The 22,286-nt window shown below is 57.2% G+C and carries 18 protein-coding genes and 2 pseudogenes; 12 read left to right on the top strand and 8 right to left on the bottom strand.

Annotated features, from left to right (window positions below; translation table 11 throughout):
• The first annotated feature begins 185 nt into the window (after nt 1–185).
• Nucleotides 186–605 carry an SRPBCC family protein gene (locus ACZCED_RS04340; RefSeq protein WP_462968267.1) on the top strand — a complete coding sequence of 140 codons (420 nt, stop codon included), beginning with the start codon at nt 186–188 and terminating at the stop codon, nt 603–605.
• A 55-nt stretch (nt 606–660) separates the two neighbouring features.
• Here ACZCED_RS04340 and ACZCED_RS04335 read toward each other — a convergent pair whose 3' ends face one another.
• Entirely contained in the window at nt 661–1,029 is a 369-nt protein-coding gene (locus ACZCED_RS04335; RefSeq protein ID WP_462968268.1) for a DUF423 domain-containing protein, read from the bottom strand.
• A 1,168-nt stretch (nt 1,030–2,197) separates the two neighbouring features.
• Here ACZCED_RS04335 and ACZCED_RS04330 point away from each other — a divergent pair.
• Both ACZCED_RS04330 and ACZCED_RS04325 read left to right on the top strand, forming a co-directional pair.
• Nucleotides 2,198–3,742: a cryptochrome/photolyase family protein gene (locus tag ACZCED_RS04330; RefSeq protein ID WP_464860274.1), complete on the top strand. Its 1,545-nt coding sequence runs from the start codon at nt 2,198–2,200 to the stop codon at nt 3,740–3,742.
• 202 nt (nt 3,743–3,944) lie between these two features.
• Nucleotides 3,945–4,235 (top strand): EF-hand domain-containing protein, encoded by a 291-nt coding sequence (locus ACZCED_RS04325; protein ID WP_464860273.1) that lies wholly within the window; start codon nt 3,945–3,947, stop codon nt 4,233–4,235.
• A gap of 93 nt (nt 4,236–4,328) precedes the next feature.
• On the opposite strand, the gene ACZCED_RS04320 is transcribed toward ACZCED_RS04325, so the two are convergent.
• Nucleotides 4,329–5,276, bottom strand: a complete 948-nt coding sequence (locus tag ACZCED_RS04320; RefSeq protein WP_464860295.1) for a MerR family transcriptional regulator — start codon at nt 5,274–5,276, stop codon at nt 4,329–4,331.
• 123 nt (nt 5,277–5,399) lie between these two features.
• Here ACZCED_RS04320 and lon point away from each other — a divergent pair, with 123 nt between their 5' ends.
• From lon to ACZCED_RS04280, 8 genes and pseudogenes are all read left to right on the top strand, one after another.
• Nucleotides 5,400–7,883, top strand: a complete 2,484-nt coding sequence (gene lon, locus ACZCED_RS04315) for an endopeptidase La (RefSeq protein WP_464860272.1) — start codon at nt 5,400–5,402, stop codon at nt 7,881–7,883.
• A 93-nt stretch (nt 7,884–7,976) separates the two neighbouring features.
• On the top strand, nt 7,977–9,839 hold the full coding sequence (ftsH, locus tag ACZCED_RS04310; protein ID WP_464860271.1) for an ATP-dependent zinc metalloprotease FtsH: 1,863 nt from the start codon (nt 7,977–7,979) through the stop codon (nt 9,837–9,839).
• 101 nt (nt 9,840–9,940) lie between these two features.
• Entirely contained in the window at nt 9,941–11,032 is a 1,092-nt protein-coding gene (locus ACZCED_RS04305) for a S1C family serine protease (protein WP_462968274.1), read from the top strand.
• A gap of 31 nt (nt 11,033–11,063) precedes the next feature.
• The gene (locus ACZCED_RS04300; RefSeq protein ID WP_464860270.1) at nt 11,064–11,306 is read left to right on the top strand and encodes a hypothetical protein; all 243 of its coding nucleotides are present in this window, start codon (nt 11,064–11,066) and stop codon (nt 11,304–11,306) included.
• A 100-nt stretch (nt 11,307–11,406) separates the two neighbouring features.
• Nucleotides 11,407–11,942, top strand: a pseudogene (locus ACZCED_RS04295) (DegV family protein).
• Nucleotides 11,943–12,228: 286 nt separating this feature from the next.
• Entirely contained in the window at nt 12,229–12,645 is a 417-nt protein-coding gene (locus ACZCED_RS04290; RefSeq protein ID WP_462968277.1) for a PAS domain-containing protein, read from the top strand.
• A 196-nt stretch (nt 12,646–12,841) separates the two neighbouring features.
• Entirely contained in the window at nt 12,842–13,048 is a 207-nt protein-coding gene (locus tag ACZCED_RS04285) for a hypothetical protein (protein WP_462968278.1), read from the top strand.
• A gap of 15 nt (nt 13,049–13,063) precedes the next feature.
• Nucleotides 13,064–13,330 (top strand): annotated as a pseudogene (locus ACZCED_RS04280) (redoxin domain-containing protein); the annotation flags it as partial.
• A 20-nt stretch (nt 13,331–13,350) separates the two neighbouring features.
• On the opposite strand, the gene ACZCED_RS04275 reads toward ACZCED_RS04280, so the two are convergent.
• The 6 genes from ACZCED_RS04275 to ACZCED_RS04250 form a co-directional block, all read right to left on the bottom strand.
• Nucleotides 13,351–14,340: an NAD-dependent epimerase/dehydratase family protein gene (locus tag ACZCED_RS04275; RefSeq protein WP_462968279.1), complete on the bottom strand. Its 990-nt coding sequence runs from the start codon at nt 14,338–14,340 to the stop codon at nt 13,351–13,353.
• Between the two features lie 90 nt (nt 14,341–14,430).
• Nucleotides 14,431–14,925 (bottom strand): tetratricopeptide repeat protein, encoded by a 495-nt coding sequence (locus ACZCED_RS04270; protein WP_462968280.1) that lies wholly within the window; start codon nt 14,923–14,925, stop codon nt 14,431–14,433.
• Nucleotides 14,926–15,262: 337 nt separating this feature from the next.
• Complete coding sequence (locus ACZCED_RS04265; RefSeq protein WP_462968281.1) at nt 15,263–16,399, bottom strand: lipocalin-like domain-containing protein; 1,137 nt, start codon at nt 16,397–16,399, stop codon at nt 15,263–15,265.
• Nucleotides 16,400–16,427: 28 nt separating this feature from the next.
• Nucleotides 16,428–19,019 (bottom strand): ABC transporter permease, encoded by a 2,592-nt coding sequence (locus ACZCED_RS04260; RefSeq protein WP_464860269.1) that lies wholly within the window; start codon nt 19,017–19,019, stop codon nt 16,428–16,430.
• An 8-nt stretch (nt 19,020–19,027) separates the two neighbouring features.
• Complete coding sequence (locus tag ACZCED_RS04255; RefSeq protein WP_464860268.1) at nt 19,028–19,741, bottom strand: ABC transporter ATP-binding protein; 714 nt, start codon at nt 19,739–19,741, stop codon at nt 19,028–19,030.
• A 161-nt stretch (nt 19,742–19,902) separates the two neighbouring features.
• Nucleotides 19,903–21,168 carry an NAD(P)/FAD-dependent oxidoreductase gene (locus tag ACZCED_RS04250; protein WP_464860267.1) on the bottom strand — a complete coding sequence of 422 codons (1,266 nt, stop codon included), beginning with the start codon at nt 21,166–21,168 and terminating at the stop codon, nt 19,903–19,905.
• A gap of 208 nt (nt 21,169–21,376) precedes the next feature.
• Here ACZCED_RS04250 and ACZCED_RS04245 point away from each other — a divergent pair, with 208 nt between their 5' ends.
• Nucleotides 21,377–22,192 (top strand): hypothetical protein, encoded by an 816-nt coding sequence (locus tag ACZCED_RS04245; protein ID WP_462968285.1) that lies wholly within the window; start codon nt 21,377–21,379, stop codon nt 22,190–22,192.
• The last annotated feature ends 94 nt before the right edge of the window (nt 22,193–22,286 follow it).

The raw sequence follows: 22,286 nt of genomic DNA, 5'->3' as shown, positions 1-22,286 counted from the left end.
AGCGTCGTTCGGATGGCGGTGCTTGATCTTGACGATCGAATGATTACGATGGCTTAACAAACTGTCAACATTCTGGATGCCGCTGGATGTCGGGCAGGATGGATCAGCGAAATCACGATCACAATAAAACCAACTTTCAGATCGCAGGGCTTTTTTCTTAGGTTCGGCTGATTCAGCAGTTTCTAATGCTGTTCGTGACCATCATGGGACCAACCTTGGCCTTCAGTAAACTTGTCGAAGTGCCGGCCTACCGCGTATGGCGTTTGATTACGGATACGCGAACCTGGCCCGTGTGGGGGCCTTCCGTTCGGGCGGTCGACTGCAAGGACCGATATATCCAAGCTGCCTCAAGCGGTCGCATACGCACACCGATTGGCGTCTGGGTTCCGTTCGTCGTCGGCACCTTCGAACCAGAATCCTACTGGGACTGGCGCGTGGCAGGTGTACAGGCCACCGGCCACCGAGTTGAATCCGTTGGGCCGAATCGATGCCGGCTGACCTTCACCGTGCCGGCTTGGGCTTTCGGATACGGCCTGATTTGCCGGCTGGCGCTGATGCGCATTGACCGGTTGCTGATGCAGGCCGGAAAGCAGCAGGGTTCATAAACAGGGTTCTGGTCGCCTGCGCCATTGACCCACCAACGCGATTGATACCCTTCGATCACGTTCTCCACACCGCCAACGCCAAACACACCCACCCCACCAGAAATGCGGCGCCTCCAATCGGCGTAATCAAACCCAGCCATCTCAACCCACTCAAGCTTAAAAGGTAAAGGCTGCCAGAAAAAAGCACAATGCCGGCAACGAAAAACCATCCACCGCTGGTGGCAAGCGCAGAAGGCCATTTTGCCTGCACCCAGGCTGCTGCGATCAGCGCAAAGGCATGATACATCTGGTAGCGTACCCCCACTTCGAACACCAACAGCATATCGGTGTTTATGCGGCTCTTCAGGCTGTGCGCACCGAACGCACCCGCGGCAACACCCGCAAATGCAAACAACGCGCCGATCGTAAGGAACAGACGTTCCATTTGCCACTCCCCTATTTTCAATTCATTTTTGAAAGCCTTGGCAACATGTCCTGCCAGCGCTGTTTGAAACTGAGCATTGACAGGTAGACACAGGTCTCGGGGTAAAATTTATGCAGCGTCTTGAGATTGTCGACAGGATCGAATGGCTCCTCGTGTTCATTATTTTCTTTGAATGAATGGTCACGGCAGCAATTTCACACTTTAGATGGACTATGTTGCCGGCCCAATGTAACGAACAGCGATGCCATAAATCTCCTCCGTCGTCCCCTTAAGCATCTCACAACGCTTGACTTCACCAAATGCTTGCGTCTTTCGTTCCTGGCACGCTTTTGAGGTCTCACGATCCCCGAAACAGAATGCAGGTGAGAGATCAGGGTCGACAGGATCTTTGCATCCGTAATTGCGTATAACGATAATCGTTCCCGGTGATAGTGAACGGTGTGTTTCGAAATACATGCCGAAACGACTGTAATTCCTTGCGATCGCCTCATTCTGCGATGAATGGTTCAAGAAATGATAGTTGACTGCCGTGTCTTTCACACAGCGGGGGTGTTGTCTTCATTTCTGTTCAATCATCCTATTCTTACCTTCCAGCGTGTGACGATAAGCCACAATCAGGATCATGCACGAAAAGGTGAGGCAAGATGTGAATGCTGCAGGTGATTCGAAGCGTCACATTGAAGATGAGACGCGCCAACCAACGGCAGACGCGATTATGAAAGAGACGGTGTAGATTACGAAAAATTCAATCATCTTAATTCTCCTCGAGATTTCGAAAAGCGGCTCAAAATTATCGATTAATTCCCATCGTCGTCAAAATAGAATTAAAGTCATGATGATTACTTATGGAGAAAAGCATTCACATAGCCCTGCAGAAAATAACGGTCTAAGATGAATTCGCAATGATGACTGATTTCGGTTAAAATGATGGCGAGATACTACCAGCTCGAAAAGAACACATATGGCGGGCCATCGAGATTTAGCCCCAAATCCAGCGCGCAGGCTTTTCTTAACGACCAGAAGGGAGGTACTGGTCGTTTACCGGCGGTTGTACTATGGTGGTTCTCGTCACCACGCATACCTGTCAAGAACACACCCAGCATCCACCTGGTCCCGCGGCCAGCGATTGAACCGCACATGGCCGCCAGACATTTGGGGAGGGACACCGATGAAGAGAGACGTAACCCTTCGATTGATCCTCGGCGACCAGCTCAACGCGCAGCACAGCTGGTTCGAGAAGGTTCGCAAAGACACCATCTACACACTCATGGAAGTGCGTCAGGAGACGGACTACGTCAAGCACCACATTCAAAAAATAGCCGGATTTTTCAGTGCCATGCGCCATTTCGGCGCAGCGCTCTCCCGCAGGGGACACCGTGTGATGTACCTTCGGCTGGATGACCCACACAACGAACAATCCTTTGAGCTCAATTTGATCCGGATAATCAAAGAACAACACGTGGATCGCTTTGAATACATGCAACCGGACGAATACCGCCTCGACATCCAGCTGGCGGACATCGCATCACGCCTGACCGTCCCGACTGCCGTCGTTGACACGGAGCATTTTTTAACGTCCCGCAGCGATGTCGCCAGGCACTTCAAAGGCAAAAAACGGTATTTGATGGAGTCTTTTTACCGCTTTATGCGCAAACGTTACGACATCCTCATGGATGATGGCAAACCCATGGGGGGCAAATGGAATTACGACCACAGCAATCGCAACCGCTACGATGGCGTCGTGCCGATTCCCGCGGCAACCGTTTTCGACAACGATGTCTCCGATATCGTCACGATGATACACCGTTGCGGGGTGCCGAATTTCGGTGAAATTGACCCCAAGAAATTCATCTGGCCCGTGACCCGCGACCAGGCCTTGAGTCAGCTGGCAACCTTCATCGACAAGCGGCTGCCTCACTTCGGCACTTACCAGGATGCCATGACAGCCGGCAGCTGGTCCCTGTTTCATTCACTGCTCTCTTTCGGGCTGAACACCAAAATGCTCCACCCCACGGAAGTGATTCGGGCGGCCATTACCCGGGCACAGGCAACTTCCGGCGCAACCGTGAGCGTCGAACAGTTGGAGGGTTTTGTGCGCCAAATTTTAGGCTGGCGCGAATACATGCGCGGCATCTACTGGTCTCACATGCCCGCCTATGCAACGATGAACCATTTCAATCACAAGGCCGACCTGCCGGATTTTTACTGGACCGCCGACACACGCATGAACTGTATGCGCACAGCTATATCCCAATCGCTTGCGCATGCCTATGCCCATCACATTCAGCGATTGATGATCACCGGCAATTTCGCCCTTTTGGCAGGTGTCCACCCAAATGAAGTCGATAGCTGGTATCTGGGCGTCTATATTGATGCCGTTCAGTGGGTGGAGATCGTCAACACCCTTGGAATGAGCCAGTTCGCCGATGGCGGCATGGTGGCAACCAAACCCTACGTCTCATCAGCCAACTATATCCACAAGATGAGCGACTACTGCGATGACTGCCATTACCAGTGGCGCAAGAACACGGGTGACCGATCCTGCCCCTTCAACAGCTTCTATTGGGCGTTTCTCCACCGCCATCGACAAAAACTCGCCAACAATCCGCGCGTGGCGATGATGTTTCGGACCTGGGATCGGATGAAAGATGACAAGCAGCGGGAATTGTTGACCCAGGCCAATAACTATCAGGCCGCGCTAAAAGCCTTGTGAGGCCCAGTTCGATCAAAACTGACCATACGAATTGAACCCTCCCCATGGACCGATGGCGGGATATCAGCCTTGTTTCGACAAGCGGTGAGGAATGCGCTCGCCATCGCGGTTCAATCGTTCACCATTGACAAATGATATCTAAGGTTTAATATTTGTTTAACTTTTCACCAATAATGCTCCACATGTGAGCTGGGAGGTCCATATGAAATATAAAGGATATACAGTTCTTCTGGCAATAGCAGCCTTGACGCTGCCGTTTATCGCATTTGCCGGACACCATTACGGTGGTCACGGAAATATGAATATGGTTTGGGATATGACAGCGTTGGACAAGGACAGCGATGGTGTGCTTACATTCGACGAGTTCATCTCGCCCAACGTGGAAAAATGGCGCTCCGGTTTTGACATGATCGACACCAACGGTGATGGGCAAGTCGGCGTCGATGAGTGGGATGAATTTACAGCGGTACACGGCATGAAACCGGTCCAGTAGAACAAATAGCCGTCGGCCAGATCATAGGCTGACGGCCTTTTCCGTTTGCACTCCCCACCCCCGACAAAAAATGAACACGACCAGTCTTCTGGGTCAATCCTTGACCAGCGCTTCCAGCTTTTCCCTAAACCCAGCCAGATCGATACCCGACACCGCCTTGATCTGCGCGATAGTCTCGCGGGCGGATTCAGTCCCGGGCCCGCCGATAAAGATCGCCAGATCGCTGCCGACCAAACGGCGGAGTTTTTTCAATTCACCCTTCAGGCGGTGATCGTTGAGCAGGTGGCAGAGACTCAGGGCCACGGCCTTGACGCTGAATTTTTTGGCCGCATAGGCGATCTCCTCAGCCGGGAGGTTGGGGCCGAAATAGTATACACGCCAACCCGATTCCGACGCCGCCAGCGCTGAAGCCAGGGCACCCAGTTCATGCCAGTGGCCCACAGGTGTGGCAGCGACGATCCTGGGGGCTGCCTCAGATAGGTGAACGCTGCGCAGCATGTCCCACAAAATCGCACGGACAACGACCGATGCCATGTGTTCGTTAATTGTCTTCAATTTGCCGAGGCGCCACAGCTCGCCAATGCTTTCGAAAAGGGGCGACACCACCAATTGCAGAAAAGATTGCCTGGGCATGTCGACAGCCGCATCATTCAGGACGTGCTCCAATGCCGACGGGTTCAGTCTTGTTGTTTGAAAAAGCGCTCGCTCGACGAATTGTGCGGCCATTGCGCCGTCGTCCAAACCGCTGGATGCAATGCCGGTATCGGTGGAGTCGTCAGCGTCGACCGGAGCGAGACCTCGTTCCAACAGGCGGATGAGTTCATCGCTGCTCATTTTGGCAACGGCGGAGATGGGATGCCCCTCGTCCACCGCGAGCTTGAGCAACCTCAACCGCCTGACATCCTTGTCGGTGAAGCATCGGCGATTGTTGTCGGCTCGCTGTGGGCAGATTGCCTGATAACGCATTTCCCAACTCCGGATCAGATAGGGCTTCAACCCTGTTTTCGACGCAACGTACTTAATGGTGTAGGTGGATTTCATGTTCATGGACAGATACTAAAAAAACCAATTGCCAATGTCAATATAATGTTTAACATTTGTTTAAAATTTTTCCATGTAGAACCATTCACAACCAAATACTGAGGTGTCAATATGAGAACTGACATGAATGGCGTTGATGACCGATATGAAGACGATGTGATTGAGGTAAAGACCGACACGCGGGATTTCATTCCCATTTTGCCGCTTCGAAGCATGGTGGCGTTTCCCCAGATGAGCATGCCGTTCATGATCTCCTTCAGCGCAGCGTCGATGATTGACGATGCCATCAAGGCAGATCGGACGGTTGGGCTATTGACGGTCAAGGACCCGGAAGTCGAGCATCCCGTACCGGGTCAACTCTATGAGGTGGGAACCATTGCAAATATCCTGCATGCCAAAAAAAATGAAGAGGGTGTCATGGTTGCCTTGTTGAATGGAATTCGCCGGTTCAAGGTGTCCACATGGCAAACGGACGGCCCGCACCTCAAGGCAAGCGTGCTTAACGCCCCGGAGATTGTGGAAACGGGGATCGAGTTGGAGGTGCTGCAACGCCAGTTGCGTGACACGGTGTTCGAAGTGCTGGCAATGACCCCCAATACACCGACCGAGACCGCTGAGGCGATTTCGCGCATCAAAGATCCGCTGCAACTGGCATACGTAACGACGTTCAACATGAATCTGACCACGGAGGTGCGTCAAGAGCTGCTCGAGATAGACAGTGTTTCCCAGAAAATTAGAGTGCTCCTCTCGCACTTGTCACGCGAAAAAGAGATGCTCAGCATCGGAAAAAAGATCAAGTCCGAGGTTCAGGAAAAAATGAGTAAAACACAAAAGGACTATTTTCTCCGGCAGCAGCTCAAGGCCATCAAAAAGGAACTGGGCGAATCCGACGACCCCGCGTCGGAGTCGGATGATTACGCTGAGCGCATCGAGGGTTCAGACATGCCCGATGAAGCAAGAAAAGAAGCGGACCGCGAACTGGCGCGCATGCAGCAAATGTCTCCCCAATCCGCCGAGTATCCGATTATCAGGACCTATCTTGACTGGCTGATCGATCTGCCATGGGCACAATTGAGCGATGACAGCGGGACCGTTTCCGACGCGCGTCGCATTCTGGACGAGGACCACTATGGCCTGGAGGAGATAAAGGAGCGCCTTGTCGAATACATCGCCGTGAGGCGACTCGTAAAGAATCGGGAAGTGTCGCATGACGAGGTTGAAGACAATGCCGCCATGGGGGTCATTTTGTGTCTGGTCGGCCCTCCGGGCGTCGGAAAAACCAGTTTGGGGCGCAGCGTGGCACGCGCATTAGGCCGCAAGTTCACCCGCATGAGTCTGGGAGGCGTGAGGGACGAGGCCGAGATACGCGGCCACCGTCGCACCTACATCGGAGCGATGCCTGGACGAATAATCCAGTCCATTAAGCGGGCGGGCACCCGCAATCCGGTTTTCATGCTCGACGAGATCGACAAGATCGGTCAGGACTGGCGCGGGGACCCCAGCAGCGCCCTGCTGGAGGTCCTGGACCCGGCGCAAAACGGCACCTTTCGAGATCATTACCTGGATGTGGACTTCGATCTCAGAGATGTCATATTCATCGCTACGGCAAATCAACTGGACACCATACCAGGTCCGCTGAGAGACCGCATGGAAATCATCCAGATCGATGGGTATACGGCGCTGGAAAAGCTGCAAATTGCCCGGCGGCACCTTATTCCCCGTCAGCTTAAGTCGCATCGTCTCGAGGGTGAAGAGGTTACCTTCGTTGAGGATGCCGTCTTAAAAATAATTCACGGCTATACCCGCGAGGCCGGCGTGCGCAACCTTGAAAGACATATTGCTGCCATTTGCCGAAAAGGCATTGTGACGCTGAGCGAAAAGGGGTGGTCTCACGTGGTGGTTACGGAGCAAATGGTTCGTGACTACTTGAAAAAAGAGCGTTTCGAGGCCGAGCGGTCGGAAAGCTTCGACGTACCGGGTATCGCCATCGGGTTGGCGGTCACCTCGGTCGGAGGTGATATTCTTTACATCGAGGCATCCCGCATGCCGGGAAAAGGACGATTGTCCCTGACGGGCCAATTGGGAAGTGTGATGAAAGAGAGTGCCGAAATTGCGCTCAGTTATGTGCGCACGAAAACGGATCAGTTGGCCATCGATCCGGTTGTCTTTGAACGGTCGGATGTGCATGTGCACGTCCCGGCCGGTGCGCTGCCCAAGGACGGTCCATCGGCAGGCGTGGCCATGGTCATGACGCTGGCCAGTATTTTCAGTGGAAAACCCGTGCGCAGCGATGTCGGCATAACTGGTGAAATAACGCTTCGCGGCCGAGTGCTTCCGGTTGGCGGCATCAAGATGAAGGCGCTGGCTGCCCATCGCGCCGGATTGAAAACGGTGATTCTTCCCAAGCGGAACGTATCCGACGTGGATGACCTGCCTGAAGAGATCCGCAGCGAAATGAATTTTGTGGCCGTAGGGACCATTGAAGAGGCCATAGAGGAGGCCTTCGCCGACCCACCCCATGGCAACGTCTCAGACCTCGGAAGCTCCCAGACGGAAATCGGTGACGGCGATGAATGTGATACGGATCTGATACCGCTGGCCTGTTAAACGAATGACGGGCCCGACCGTTTCAGTGAGTAAATTTTTAGATTTAAAGATCGCAGTTTACTGCTTCCGGGTAATCCGGGACAGGGGGTAGATATGAAAAAACAACATCGATTTTCTATTTGGTATGCAATCATCGGCATGTGGGCGGTTCTCTTCCTGCACAATATGATTGCGGGGTCCCTGACCGTGAAAAATATTCCCTACAGCGAGTTCGTCAAAGCGGTTAAGGCGGGCAAGGTGTCTGAAATTGCCATTTCTGAAAATGAAATTCAAGGTCGGATGCTCGGCTCGGAAGACGGCACAGCGTCGAACACACTTTTCAGGACAGTCAGGGTGGACCCGGAGATTTCACAGCTAATGGAAGACAACAATGTAAAGTATTCAGGGCGGATCGAGAGCGATTTTTTGGGAACCCTCCTGTCCTGGCTGATTCCGATTGCGATCTTCTTCGGATTTTGGGTCTTCATGATGCGTCGTTTCCAGCAGCAGTCAGGGTTTATGACCATCGGAAAAAACAAAGCCAAGATCTACGTTGACGACGACGTGTCGGTTCGTTTCGACGACGCTGCCGGCGTAGACGAAGCCAAGCAGGAGCTGGAGGAGATCATCCATTTTCTTAAAGAACCTCAGCGATACACGCGTTTGGGCGGGCAGATCCCGCGCGGCACGCTGCTGGTCGGTCCGCCGGGCACCGGAAAAACGCTGCTGGCAAAGGCGGTTGCCGGAGAAAGCGGAGTGCCGTTCTTCAGCCTCAGCGGCTCTGAATTTGTCGAGATGTTTGTGGGACTGGGGGCCGCCAGGGTCCGCGACCTCTTCAAGCAGGCCAAAGAGAAGGCGCCCTGTATCATCTTCATCGACGAGTTGGATGCCCTGGGCAAAGCCCGCGGCGTTGGTATGGCCGGGGGCCACGATGAGCGCGAGCAGACCTTGAACCAGTTGCTCGTGGAATTGGACGGCTTCGATGCCAACGTGGGGGTCATTTTGATGGCGGCAACCAATCGCCCCGAGATTTTGGATCCGGCGCTGATGAGACCCGGTCGATTCGATCGCCAGGTCCTCGTCGATCGCCCGGACAAAACCGGACGGGTGGACATTCTCAAGATCTACCTGGACAGAGTCGAAACCGACACGGATATCGATCCTGAAAAAATCGCCGCAATGACCGCGGGCATGGTCGGTGCAGATCTGGCCAACCTGGTCAACGAAGCCGCGCTGTTGGCGGTCAGGCGCGACAAGGCCTGTATTGGTATGGCCGACGTGGAAGAGGCCGTTGAGCGCGTGGTGGCCGGGCTGGAAAAGAAAAACCGGCTGATCAATGCGGAGGAGAAAAAGATCGTCGCTTACCACGAATTGGGGCACGCACTGGTGGCCATGGCATTGCCGGGAACCGATCCGGTCCAAAAGATATCGATCATTCCCCGGGGTATTGCCGCGCTGGGTTACACCATGCAGGTACCGACCGAAGACCGTTTTTTGATGCGCAAGACCGAACTGAACAACCGCGTTGCTACGCTCTTGGGTGGCAGGGCGGCCGAGGCACTGATCTTCAATGACATCTCTACCGGTGCCCAGAACGATCTTTCCCGGGCCACCGATATCGCACGCAGCATGGTCAAGGAGTATGGCATGAGCGAGCGAATGGGACAGGTATATTTTGCCAGCAAGCAGCAGCCGACCTTCCTTGGTCTGGCGGGTGAAGCCGGTGGTCAATACAGCGATGAAACCGCCAAAACCATCGATGAGGAAGTCAGGCGTATCATCGATGAACAATACGACGTGGCCTTGCAGATTCTGGCAGCCAACCGAAAGCTGCTGGTTGAAACGGCCGGCCGGCTGCTCAAAGACGAAGTCATCGACGGAGACGCGCTGGTCGAATTGGCCGAGGCCGTGACCCATGCCGAGAACACAGACGCCAGCCGCGCACCTGAAGCGTCGGAACAGGAAATGGCGGCATGACGTTGACAGGAAACGCGCGATAACGGTATCAATCGTTCAGGGTTGTACAGAATGCGCCGTTTGTTGTCTTTAAACGACTCGGGAAATAGGGGCAACCAGCCATGCAACGAATCAACCGCGCCACCTTCTTCATCATCATTGCTTTGACCGTTGTTACGGGTTTTTTGTTATGGAATCGCCTTGCCGATGAAAAACGGCGGATTAACAGCCATACCCGTGAAATCACACCGCGGGGGAGTCTGGCGGAGATAGAAAAAACAACCATTTCCATTTTCAACGCGGCGGCACCGTCCGTGGTGTACATCTTCACCGAAAACGCGGTGGCCGGATTCTTCGGAACGCGCGAGGTCCGCCAGGGGGCCGGCTCCGGCTTCCTCTGGGACGACACTGGACATGTGGTGACCAATTTCCATGTCATCGAAGGCGCGCGGCGGGTCCAGGTACGCCTCGACAGCGGTGAAGCCATCGACGCCACCTACGTTGGCGGCGCTCCCGATTACGATCTGGCAGTCATCCGGCTGCGACGCCCCCTGTCCATTATCCAGCCGATCCCCGTGGGACGGTCCGACAATCTGCAGGTGGGGCAGAGTGTATTGGCTATCGGCAATCCGTTTGGCCTTTCGCGCACGTTGACCACCGGCGTGATCAGCGCCCTCGATCGGCGACTGCCCACCGCCACCGGCCGGGATGTGGTCGGCGTGATTCAAACCGACGCGGCCATCAACCCGGGCAACTCCGGTGGTCCGCTGATCGACTCGAGCGGACGGTTGATTGGTGTCAACACAGCAATCATATCCGGCTCGGGCAGTTCGGCCGGCATCGGGTTCGCCGTTCCCGTAGACGTGGTCAACAAGGTGGTCCCGCAGCTGATTGCCAGGGGCAAGTTCCCCCGACCGGGTATTGGAATCGTTGTCTTGGATGAAGAAACCACCGCCAGTCTCGGCGTGGTCGGGGTGGTGATCGACCGCGTGGTGCCCGATTCGGAAGCCCAGCGCGCCGGGTTGGAGGGGATCGATTACCGGAGGCAAGTCCTGGGCGATGTCATCGTCGCCGTGGAGGGAAAACCGGTCGCAAAGATGGCCGATTTCGTTCAAGTGCTGCAGACCTTCGAGATTGGCAAGCCCATCAACCTCCAGGTTCGGCGGGGCAATGACCTGCGGGATGTGGCGGTTACGATCATGGACATATCTTAATCAACCTGATGGTAGAAATGTGGATCGCCCGATGAGAGAAATTGATGGTCGATGGTTGTATTACATGTTCCTGGCCGGCACCCGCAAGGTCGTTGCCAACCGGGAGCGGCTGAACCGGATCAATGTTTTCCCCGTCAGAGACGGCGACACCGGGGCCAACATGGCTTTTACACTCAGTGCGGTCGTCGAAAGGATTAGGCCGAATCGGCCATACAAACAGATGCTTGACCGGATAGCCGAGACGGCCCGAACAGTTATACCGGCGCATCGATGAAGGCGGCGACTACCCCAAAACCGCCCAGGTGAACGAATTGGCCTTCAGGAATCTGTAAACGTTTCTCGCGGCGCATTACGATGCAGTAGTCGCGGTCCATCTGACCGGCAAGTTCAGCGGGACCTATTTCAGCAGTTGCAGGGGCGCAGAAACAGTCAGCCGTGCAAGCGGAAAGCCCATCCGGATCATCGACTCGAAAAACGTCTCGGGTGCGCTGGGGTTGATTGTGCTATGCATCGCCCAGGCGATTAAAAAGGGGTCAACCCTTGACGCGATTGTGGACCAGGCCGCCCGGTGGGTTCACGACACGCGCATCCTGGTAAGCGTGAGGTCGTTGAAATACATGGTTCGGGGGGGCGGGTCTTGCCGTTGAAAGGCCTGCTGGCCAATCTGCTCAACCTCAATCCGATCGTGTCAAAGGATGCCGATGGACATTCGATGGTATTTGGCAAAACCTTCAGCCAGAAGGCCAACATGAAAAAGGTCATGGCGCATATCGACCGCACCAGCCGGAACAGGCCCCTCTGGAACTACATCGTCATGCATGCCAACAATCGGCCGGCGGCCGATTATTGGTATGCGCGGCAAATGAAAGCGCTCACCGCCACCCCACCGGTGGCCGAGGTCAACATCTAACCGGTGATCGGCGCCAGTGCCGGTTTGGGGGCCGCCTCGGTGGCCTTCATGTTCGATTGATCCGTTGCTGCCGCTCCCCTTCCATCACCTATCCGCCTGCCGACCGAACCTGCGGCCCATGGTCCGAATTGGCCTTTGATATTCGCTTTGGTGCCTTGGCCCAATCCTGTGGGCCATTTTTGGTATTTTCCGGAAAGCGTCTTATATTGGGTTCAACCCGGTCCAATACTTAACCTTCAGCAACCCCATCTAGCCAGTCAACCACTTCGGTTTAGGAGGTAAGCCCATGAACCCAGAAAATGATATTTTTGAGATTTTCGAAAAAGATGAAAACTATCGCTATATCATGAAGCGCCTGCTGGAGGCGTCCATGGAAGAGTCCTACAACTCGATCATCATTTCCGAAGCAGGGCCGGGTTATCCGATCATATACGTCAACCCGGCCTTCTGCGAGCTGACCGGTTACGGACCGCATGAGGTGATGGGAAAATCTCCATCTATTTTGCAAGGGCCTAAAACAGACATGGCGGTCATCGATCAATTGAACATGGATATTTCCCACGGCAGGGTATTCCATGGACGTGCCATCAATTATCGCAAGGATGGCTCAGAGTTTATCATGCAATGGAAAATTGCCCCCATCCACAATGAAAAAAATGAGATAACGCATTATCTCGCAATCCAGCGCCTCGCCTTTGAATAGGCTGGATGCAACGCAACGTTCCACGCAGCCTGTTTTGCCGAATTGGAGAGATCACTTTTAAATCGCATCCTGTTAAGATGCTGCTGAGTCGACGATTCAGATCCACATCCGATTCAACTGCTGACAGCTTACCGCCGGTTCATGGTGAGGTAAAGACCCATAGGTTCCAATTGTCAGGAAATAAAAGGAGGGGAAAATGAAAACCTATGTACGCATCAATGCAACCATGATCATCCTGGCTGTTCTGTTTCTCTTGCCCGCCGCATCATTAGGAGTAGATGTAGGCGACACAGCACCGGCCTTCAGCGCAGAATCCACCCATGGATCCATTCGTTTGGCTGATTTCGCTGGCAAACAAAACGTCATTCTCGCGCTGTATTTTGCCATCTTTACGCCCGTCTGAGCGGATGAGGTCAACGCTTTCCAGCGGGATCTGGAAAAATTCAAGCAATTGGATGCCGAAGTTATCGGAGTGAGTGCGGACAGTTTGGAGGAAAATCTAAAATTCGCTGCTGAAAAGGGTATCGACTTCCCCTTGGTTTCCGACACAGGGAAATCGATCAGGAAAAGTTACGGCCGGGGTCGGGTGACCTACCTCATCGATAAAAATGGTATCATCCGTCATGTCCAAAAGGGGGTTCCAAACCATAGCGACTTCCTTGACAAATTAAAACAGATGCAATGAACGACGGATAAACCGTTTTCTCATCTCAACCGGTTGGTCAAGATGTCTGTCTCTCGTCTTGCGGCAACCGCCGCGGGGATGCCTTCGCGGATGGTTCCATACCGGGGTGCCAACCCAAGATCCTGCCATAGCAAGTCGGGATCGACGGCGAGATTGAAATTGTAGCTGCGCACGGCACCCGGTGTCTCCAGGCCCGGGTTTGGGCGAACGTGTCGAAAGGGCGTCAGCAGGGCCGTAGCCAGCAGGGCCAGCCATTGGGGAAGCATGAGCACGCGGGCATTCGGGTAGTGCTGCCTGGCGATGTCAAGGAATGTCGCCCATGTGGATGGCAGGCGATCGCCAACGGGCAGGATGCCGGAAAAGGATTGTTCCGCACAGGCGATAATGGCCGCGGCCGCATCGGCGACGTGAAGGTGCGTGTAGATGTTGTTGCCGAGCCCCGGTAGAATCAGACGACCGGCCTGCAGTTGGCGAAAATAAAGATCTCGAACGCCGTATACATGCGGCAGCCGCAGGGCTGTGAACGCCACGCCCGCCGATGCGGCCATCGCCGACAAGCGCTTTTCCGTATCCACCTTGATGCGGCCATAATCGAGCACCGGGTTGACCGGGGTGTCGGCAGTGACGAAGGATGCCTGATCGCTGTAGACCAGCAGGCTAGAACTGTATACAAACCGGCGAACCCCGGCCTCGATACCGGCCTCCATCAGGGCGATCGATCCATCCAGGATGGATGGCTTCAAGATGCTGTATGATTCGAAAGTGGCCCGTGCCCCGAGATGGATGATGCCGTCGACACCCTTGACGGCTCGCCGCAGGCAGTCGGGATGTCTCAGGTCAGCCAGGGTTATATCCGCGTCGAACCGACAGATCTCGCAATCATCGCCCGGCTGACGGATCATCAGCCGGGGTCGATAACCGTCGCGCGACAGCTGGCGGGAGACCTCGTAGCCGATAAAACCGGAAGCCCCGGTGACCAACCATTTCAATTTCTTGGCATTGTTCGGCATGTCATTCCATCGACGCTCTTCTCGTGAGGATGCAGATAGCAACACAACTGTTTTTGGGTTCGATCATATCATGACACAGACACGTGACCCTCACGATCCCATTTTTCGGGACACACCAAAAAACTGTTCTGGTTCTTTTTCGCGGCCGTTCTCGACCACATATTTCAGTTCAGCGGCCAGGGTCGCGTTCATGCCGACGAGTGTACGGTGATCATCCAAGGCGAGTGATCGGCTGCCCATCTGGATGTGCAGTACACCACGGTACATGTAGGGCTCAGCCAGGTTGGGCTTCAGTTCAATCGCCCGGTTGTAATGCGCAAGGGCTTCCGCATAGTGATCGGGACCCTGCTTGCGCAGGGTGTAGGCCAGGTTGTTGTGGGCCTCGGCGAAGCGCTCGTTGCTGTCTATCGCCTTGCGGAACTGCTTTTCCGCTTCAGAAAACTTTTTGTCAAGCATCAATCCGACGCCCGTGTTGTAGTACTGGACATCTTCTGAAACCGATGGTTTGACGGACGGACTGCCGGCCGCAGCGACCATCGATACCGTAATGAATATCAGTGCCATGGCAGAGGTTATTGCTTTCATGTCGCCTCCTGTCAGCTTGGTTAGATAATAAGCGAATCTATCCACACGACCGGCATTGTCAAACCGGGGAGCAACGGCGGGTGGGGGTATGTATGGCGGCAGGAATCGCTTGTTGCGGGGCTATCCAACCGGTCGATACCGTTATGTGACGACTGGAAATTGGACCTCAAAATAGCGTAACTCACCTGATTTGTTTATGATTTAATTGTATTGGGTGAGACACCGATCCTGACTGGATGGAAGGGATCAGCTTGCCGAACCGCTCATTGCCGTAAACTGACAGGATGCGGACCTACCAGGATGCTCTCAAAAGACTAATTAAGACCGGCCACCCTGATTACATGGGCGCATCGAACGGTCGGGCATAACCGGTCAGCTCCACATAACCGACGCCATCGATCGCCTTTTCGTTGCGGGTTCCCTTAACCTGCACGCTGCCTTCCCAGTAAACCACATTGGTGCTTTTCGGGGTGTGCATCTCCTGGTCGTCCAGGTTGGCCCTGACGACCAGTTCCATGTCCAGCGGAATCACGGCCACCTGCCACGCGACCGGGTAGCGGGCGTCGCTGTGGGGACTGGTCCAAAACGACAGCGGTTCGATGCGCAGATCAGCTTGCGCCAGGTGCCGCGTCTGCCCCGAGGGTAGCACGTATGTACCGCTGGAGGCCGGATTCAAGGTCCCGTCCGCTTGACGAAGCAAAAAAATCATGATTTCGGTCCGGTCCGCCAACTGCAGGCTGAACCAATCCCAGCCGGTGATGCCCGGCTGAAGGGGGGCCGTGCTGAACTCGTGGTCCATCCAGGCCGATCCCTGCACCTCATAGCGGATGCCGTCCACGGTCAGGCTGCCCGCGGCCTGCAGGCGGGTAAACGAATAGTAGCAGCTGGCGCGCTCGGGCGACTGACCTTTGCGGCTGTATCCGCTGTCGCCGTGCAAAACCACAGGCTTGTCCGGTGTCAGGTCGAGGGTTAAGGCAAACGCATCAGCAAAAGCCTGCAGGCGATGCGCTTCGGGCGCAATGACGGTCTGCCAGTCATGGACGTGGATGGTTACCGTGCCGCCCACCTGGTCCGCCCCGGCCAGGGAGAGCACCGGGCGGGCCATCCGTTCGGCCTGCAAATGGCGGCCGCCGCTGATATCGCTGACCGCGGCGTGGGCCAGATAGATCTGGTCGGTGCGCCAGGCCGAGGCCGGCACCGGCCACTCTCTGCGATTGCCGGGCGCTTGCAGCCTGCTGCGGAAAAAGGTCAGCTGAAAGCCGAAGCGACGGTTGCCGTCGTCGATCAGATTACCCGTGTAATACCACCACTCGGTGCGGTAATCCGTGTGGGGGCCGTGATCGGCGGGAAAAGAGAGCCGGCAGGGGCCGGTGACCTGCAGAAATCCGTCGTCCGCCGCGATCGCCGCAAGGGCGGTAAACGCGATCAAAAAAACGGTCCGGACAAGACAGCTGAAATACCTGCATCGTCCCATTTTGTCACCTTCCTTGATTCCGAATCTGTTAACGTGTTCCACCGCGCAGCAGCAAGGCCGGTGACGTGCTCAAGGCCAAATTGACCGCCGGTAGCGCAGCCAGCAGCGCCGTAGCGAAAATCAGCGGTACGGCGGTCAATAGACTCTGCCAGTCGACCTGGTAGAGGAAGGTCCAACCGAATGTCTGGCGATTGACGACGAAGATCAACAAGGTCGACAGGATGAACCCGCAGGCCAGCCCGGCCGCCTGGCCGACCATCACGATCAGGCCCGCTTCCCAGAAAATCATACGCCGCAGCTGGGCGGCACTGCCGCCCACGGCGCGGATGGTGTTGAGCTGCCGGCGGCGCTGGAGCACCAGCACGGCCAGGGTGGTGGCGATCCCCAGGGCGGCCACCACCAAGGCAATCAGCAGCAGGACCGTGGTGATGGCAAACGTTTCGTCGAATACGCGCAGGACGGCCTGGCGCAGACTGGGGCCCTCCATCATTTCGATCGACTCCCCGCAGCAGTTCAGCAGTGAGGTGCGCACCCGGTCGACGGCGCCCGCCAGACCGGGGCCGCGCTCGGTAAAATTAACCTGCACACCGCTCCAGGTGGGATCGTCGAAGCGTTGCTGGTAGTGGATCAGCGAATAATACACCGCACCGCCCCGGGTGCGGTAGTCGCGAAAAACGCCCAGGATCGGTTCGTCGAACAGATGCCTGCCGATCTGGACCCGGTAACGGTCGCCGGCTTTCAAACCGGTGTTGTTGGCGAAGACTTCCGATATCGCGACACCCCTGCCAGCGATCAGATCGGCTTCGATTTGTTGGATGTCGCCGCCCATCCAGATAAATCGGCTGCGACGGGCATAGGCGTCGTAATCCATGGCCTCGAATAGGTGCTGGTGTCCCTTGACCTGCAATTCCAAACGACGCATGGGCACCAGTTCCACGGGGGCCGGCAGTGTCTGCACCGCTGCCACGACCCGCGGCGGCAACGGATCGCGAAAGCGATTCAGTTCGGCCAGCTTGGGGCGGATGTAAATGTCACCGGCGATACTCTGCTGCACCCACAGTGCCACGGTGCTGCGGAAGCTGTGAATCATGACCACCAGGGCGGTGAACAGGGCCACGGCCGTGATCAGTGCGCCCACGGAAATCGCCGTTTGAACACCGCTTTGTTTGAGATAGCCGGCAGCCAAAAAGGCAGGCTGGCCGCCCAGGCGAATCAGCCGAGGGGCCAGCAGCCGGCCGACTTGCTGCAGCATCAGAGGGGCCAGCAGCGCAAAACCGACAAACAGCAACAACGCCGCCAGGTACCCGGGCAGGGAAACCGACGGCGGACTGGGAAGCCGGGCAATCGGATAGACCAGAGCCAGCAGGCCGAATCCCCCCAGGGCCATGCGACGGGTCAGCCGTGGCTGGATAGTGGCGGTGGGGACGATGTCCAGCGCTTCGCGCGGAAGCACGCGCATGGCCTCGCGAGCCGGCTGCAGGGCCGCCAGCACGGCTACGGCCAGGGTGACGCCAAAGGAGAGCAGAATCTCCCAGGGGTCTAGGGTCAGCCCATCCACCTGCACGCGCACGAAAAGCACGGACACGGTGCGGCTGACACCGGCCAGCAGGGTTTTGACCAGCAGGCTGCTGATCGGCAGGGCCAACAGCCACCCGCACAGGCCGATGAAGGCCCCTTCGCCCACGAACAGGAAAAAGAGCAGCCGCCCCGACGCACCGGTGGCCCGCATGACCGCCAATTCGCGCCGACGGGCGGCGGCATTCAGCGCCACCAGGCTGTAAACCAGAAACATGCCCACGAACAGGGATATGAAACTCAAAAAGGTGAGACTGAGCTGATAGGCCCGGATCATTGCCTGGCCGCTTTCACTGAGCGCAGAGGGCGACCGCATGACGACGCCGGCGGGCAGCAGCGCTTGCAGGCTGGTCGATACATCCCCTGCAGGGTCAGGCGCCAAGCGTATATCGATGCGGTCCGCCAGGCCGAACTGGCCGGTGAACTCCTGGAAGGTGGCAATATCGCACAGGGCGATGCGACCGCCCTCCACCATGGCCAGCCCGTCTGGATCCAGCAGGGCCAGGACCTTGAAATCCTGGGTCTGCCGGGAGTGAATCAGCCTGATCGACTGGCCCTCCCGCCAGCCGAACTGCTCTCCCAGTTTCTCCCCGATCAGCAGGGAAAAGGGCTGGGTCATCATCGCGGCCCAGTCGGCCGCCTGGCCGTCAGCCGGGGACCGAACGGTCCACCTGCGCAGATTGCGGTCCAGGATGGGATCGAAGCCGACCAACAGGAAGGGAGTTTCCTGGTCTGCCGGTCTGACATAGGCGGACAGGACCGGCGACGCCGTGAGGACAAACGGATTCTGCATCAGCGCCGCCACCAGCGTATCGGGGACCCGGCCGCCGGGGCGGAACAGGGTCAGGTCACTGCTGCCGGTGATCAGGTCCATGCTGCGCGAATAGGAATCCATGGTGGCCTGCACGGCCAGCCGGACACTGGTGAAGACCGCCGCACCCAGGGCAATGCCCAGCAGCACCGCCAGGGTCCGACCCATGTGGCCGCGCAGGTGGCGCAGGGTAAACCAGCCAAACAGGCGCAGGCAGCCCGAAACCGTCTCCATGGCGCCGCTCATGGGGCCACGCGGCCGTCTTGCAGCCTCAGCACCATGGTGGCGTATCCATCGGCCAGGTCGCTGTGGGTGGCAATCACAACGGTCCGGTCGAACTGGCGATTCAGATCGGAAAGCAGGGCCATGACCTTGCGGGCGTTGCCTGAGTCCAGGTTGCCCGTGGGCTCGTCGGCCAGGACAATCGCCGGATCATTGATCAGCGCCCGGGCGATGGCGCAGCGCTGCATTTCTCCGCCGGAGAGTTGGCGCGGTTGGTGGTCGAGGCGGTCGCCCATGCCGAGCCAGTCGAGCAGTTCCTCTGCCCTGGATCGAACTTCACGGAAGGCGCGGCCGGCCAGGAGTGCCGGCAGACAGACGTTTTCCAGCACGGTCAAGGTCGGCAGCAGGTTAAACGCCTGAAAGATCATGCCGACGGACTTTCGTCGAAAGTCGGTCAGCTCGGCTTCCCCGCAATGATTCAGGTCGCGGCCGGCGACGGTCAGCCGTCCGCTGGAGAGCCGATCCAGCCCGGCTAACAAGGATAGTAGCGTGCTTTTGCCCGAACCGCTGTCACCCTTGAGCACCACCAACTGGCCGGGGCCCACGGCAAGATCGATGCCGTCGATACCGGTTACCTGCACCGAACCGACCGTGTAGATGCGGGTCAAACCCTGGGCATGAATGGACAGAGGGCCTGCATCAGGTGATGCTATTGCTGCCGGCGGCGCGTTCATGGCGACTGAACTCCTCATTTGTATGGCAACCCGTTGGCAAATGAATTTGCACATGGAATGGGTGGGTCGCGATTCTTTGCGCGGATCGGGTTGACCGGGCATACCCATCTACGATGATCATTGTCACGGAGAAGTCAATTGTCAGCCGGCAGCTTCAGGGGTCAAATGAGAAGATCGCCCAGATGGTCCAGCACGGCGTCAGCCGCCAGCCGCCCGGAGACCAGCGCCCACTGAATGCCCGGCAGGCTGCCGTGTTCACCGCAAAAGAATAGCCCGGGACGGACCCGGGGGACCAGGCAGGTCGGATTTGGTGTGGGCGGTGATTGGTCGGGCAGGGCATGGGTGATCCGATAGGTTTCCAAGTGAACCCAGTTGCCGGCTTGCGGGCCGAACCAGTCGACCAACTGGGCCCTCACCCGATCGACCAAAGCGGCGTCACCGCCATGCGGGTTGCCGAGGACGACCACACAGGCCAGGGATTTTCCTGCGGGTGCATATTCGGAAGAGACCCGGCTGGGAAAGGCGATGTTGTTGATCGGCCCCCTGCCCTCTCCGTTGAGCATGAGAAAGGATGGATGCCAGGCCGCCTGGTCGCACGAGAAATAGAGGCAGGCCTCGGCAACCGACCTGCCGCTGTGTGGCAAACCAAGCAGATTTTCGGTCTCCGGGGCCTCGGTGGCCACGACCACCGCCCGGGCCGGCATGACCGTCCCGTCATCCAGGGAGACGCCATCGCTGCGCACCTGGCCCACGCGCGTGCCGGTGCGCAGGCAGGCCATGGGCAGGTCGGCGGCCAGCTGAAGCGGGATCTGCTGCATGCCCCCTGCCGGCAGCGCCGCCTCTCCAAGGGCGAACATGCGCATGACATACTGCAACACCCGGCTGGAGGCCCGTATTTTCGGATCCAGGCAGACACCGCCGAAAAAAGGCACGAAAAAGCGTTTGATCATGGTGTCGGAGAAGCCTTCGGCGAGCAGGAACTGCATGGCCGTCGATTCCGGCTGCCGGAAAAGGGCGTCGAGCGGACCGCGGGTGACCCGACAGGCCAGGCGCAGCAGCCGCAAACGGTCGGTTATGCTGCCGATGGGCGCTACGAGCGTGTCGAGCAGTGCCCCGGGCCTTCGCAGGGGATCGGCCACCGAATAAAAGCGTCCCCGGATATGGACCATGGCACCGGGGGCGAAATGTCGCAGGTCCAGGCGTTGGTAATTCAGCACCCGGCGCGCCTCCGGGTAGGCAGTCTGCAACACCTGAAAGCCCCGATCCAGCAGGTAGCCGTCCTTGCGGTCCGTCTTGATGCGGCCGCCCACCCTGCCGGCGGCCTCCAGCACCTGCACCGTCACACCCCGGCCGTTCAGGCGGCGGGCACAGGCCAGCCCGGCGATGCCGCCGCCGACGATGATGACCGGGTCTTGCGTGTGTGCCATGGCAGGTTCCGATTGCGTCTTGGTTTTTGGTGAATAGGGCAATATAATATTAAACACGCATGGACGCAAATGAGATGCATCACCGATGCCCGGCGAAGGACCAACCCAACAAACAGCCATCTGCTACGGGGATTAGCTGCAGCCGACGGCATCAATGCCTGAAAAACCCCGACAACGGCAGAACATCCCTGCACAGCGGCGATAAGCCATGAAGAAGATACGACTGCATCACTGGCCTTATGCCATATTTCGCTCCAGCCGGACACCGCCAGGTCTCTACGCGCGGCAAAAGTGGCTGCAGGAAGCATCCAGCCCGCTTTGGAAGGCTGACTTCAATGCCACGGTGTCTGGTTTGTTCCAGGGACAATCCGACGGCGGCCTGTGGTCCGGCTCGCCGATCGAAACCATTCACCGCCTGTTTGGCCTGCACCTGACGGTACGCACGTCCAATGCGGCCATCGACAGGAGCCTGGATGCGCTGCTGGCCATCGCGTCAAATACTGAGCGGGTAAAAGGAACCAGTGAAACCGCAGTGCCCGAAGGGCGGCTTCGAGGGCTGCCCTTCGCCCCGGCCGGCCGGCAGTTTATCATCCTGCCGGCCGCCTTGTTTCTGGCGACAATTTTTGGCCGGGCATCTGATCCGAACGTCCTCGGACACTGTGAACGGATCGCCGCTGACTTAACCGCTGCACCCCTCGTCCAACGGGATCCGGCCGTGTTGCACAACATCTTGCGGGCTTTCGTTGTTCATCCCGACTACGCCACGCACGCGGCAACCGGCTTGCTGGTGGCCTGGTTGGCCGACCGACAAACCCTTCAGGGTGATTGGGGTCCGGATATTCCGTTCTATCAGGCCCTGAATGCGCTGGCCCATCTTGACCACCCCACCGCAGACCGGCAATTGGAGCGGGCATTCATCCACTTGACGCAGCACCAGCATCCGGACGGTGCCTGGGGCGAGGCGGACAGGCTATGGTGTACGTTCTTGGCAGTTCACGCCCTGCGAAACAAAGGACTGATCTGATCGATAGCAGCGCAGCTATCGCGCTGCATGGATTAACTCGTTGGGACTGCAGGGTGTTTGCCCGTCTGATGGTTTATGGTCTGGTCGAATGAAT

This window comes from Desulfosarcina sp. (assembly GCF_055467485.1).
This window is presented reverse-complemented; position numbering and strand designations above follow the sequence as displayed.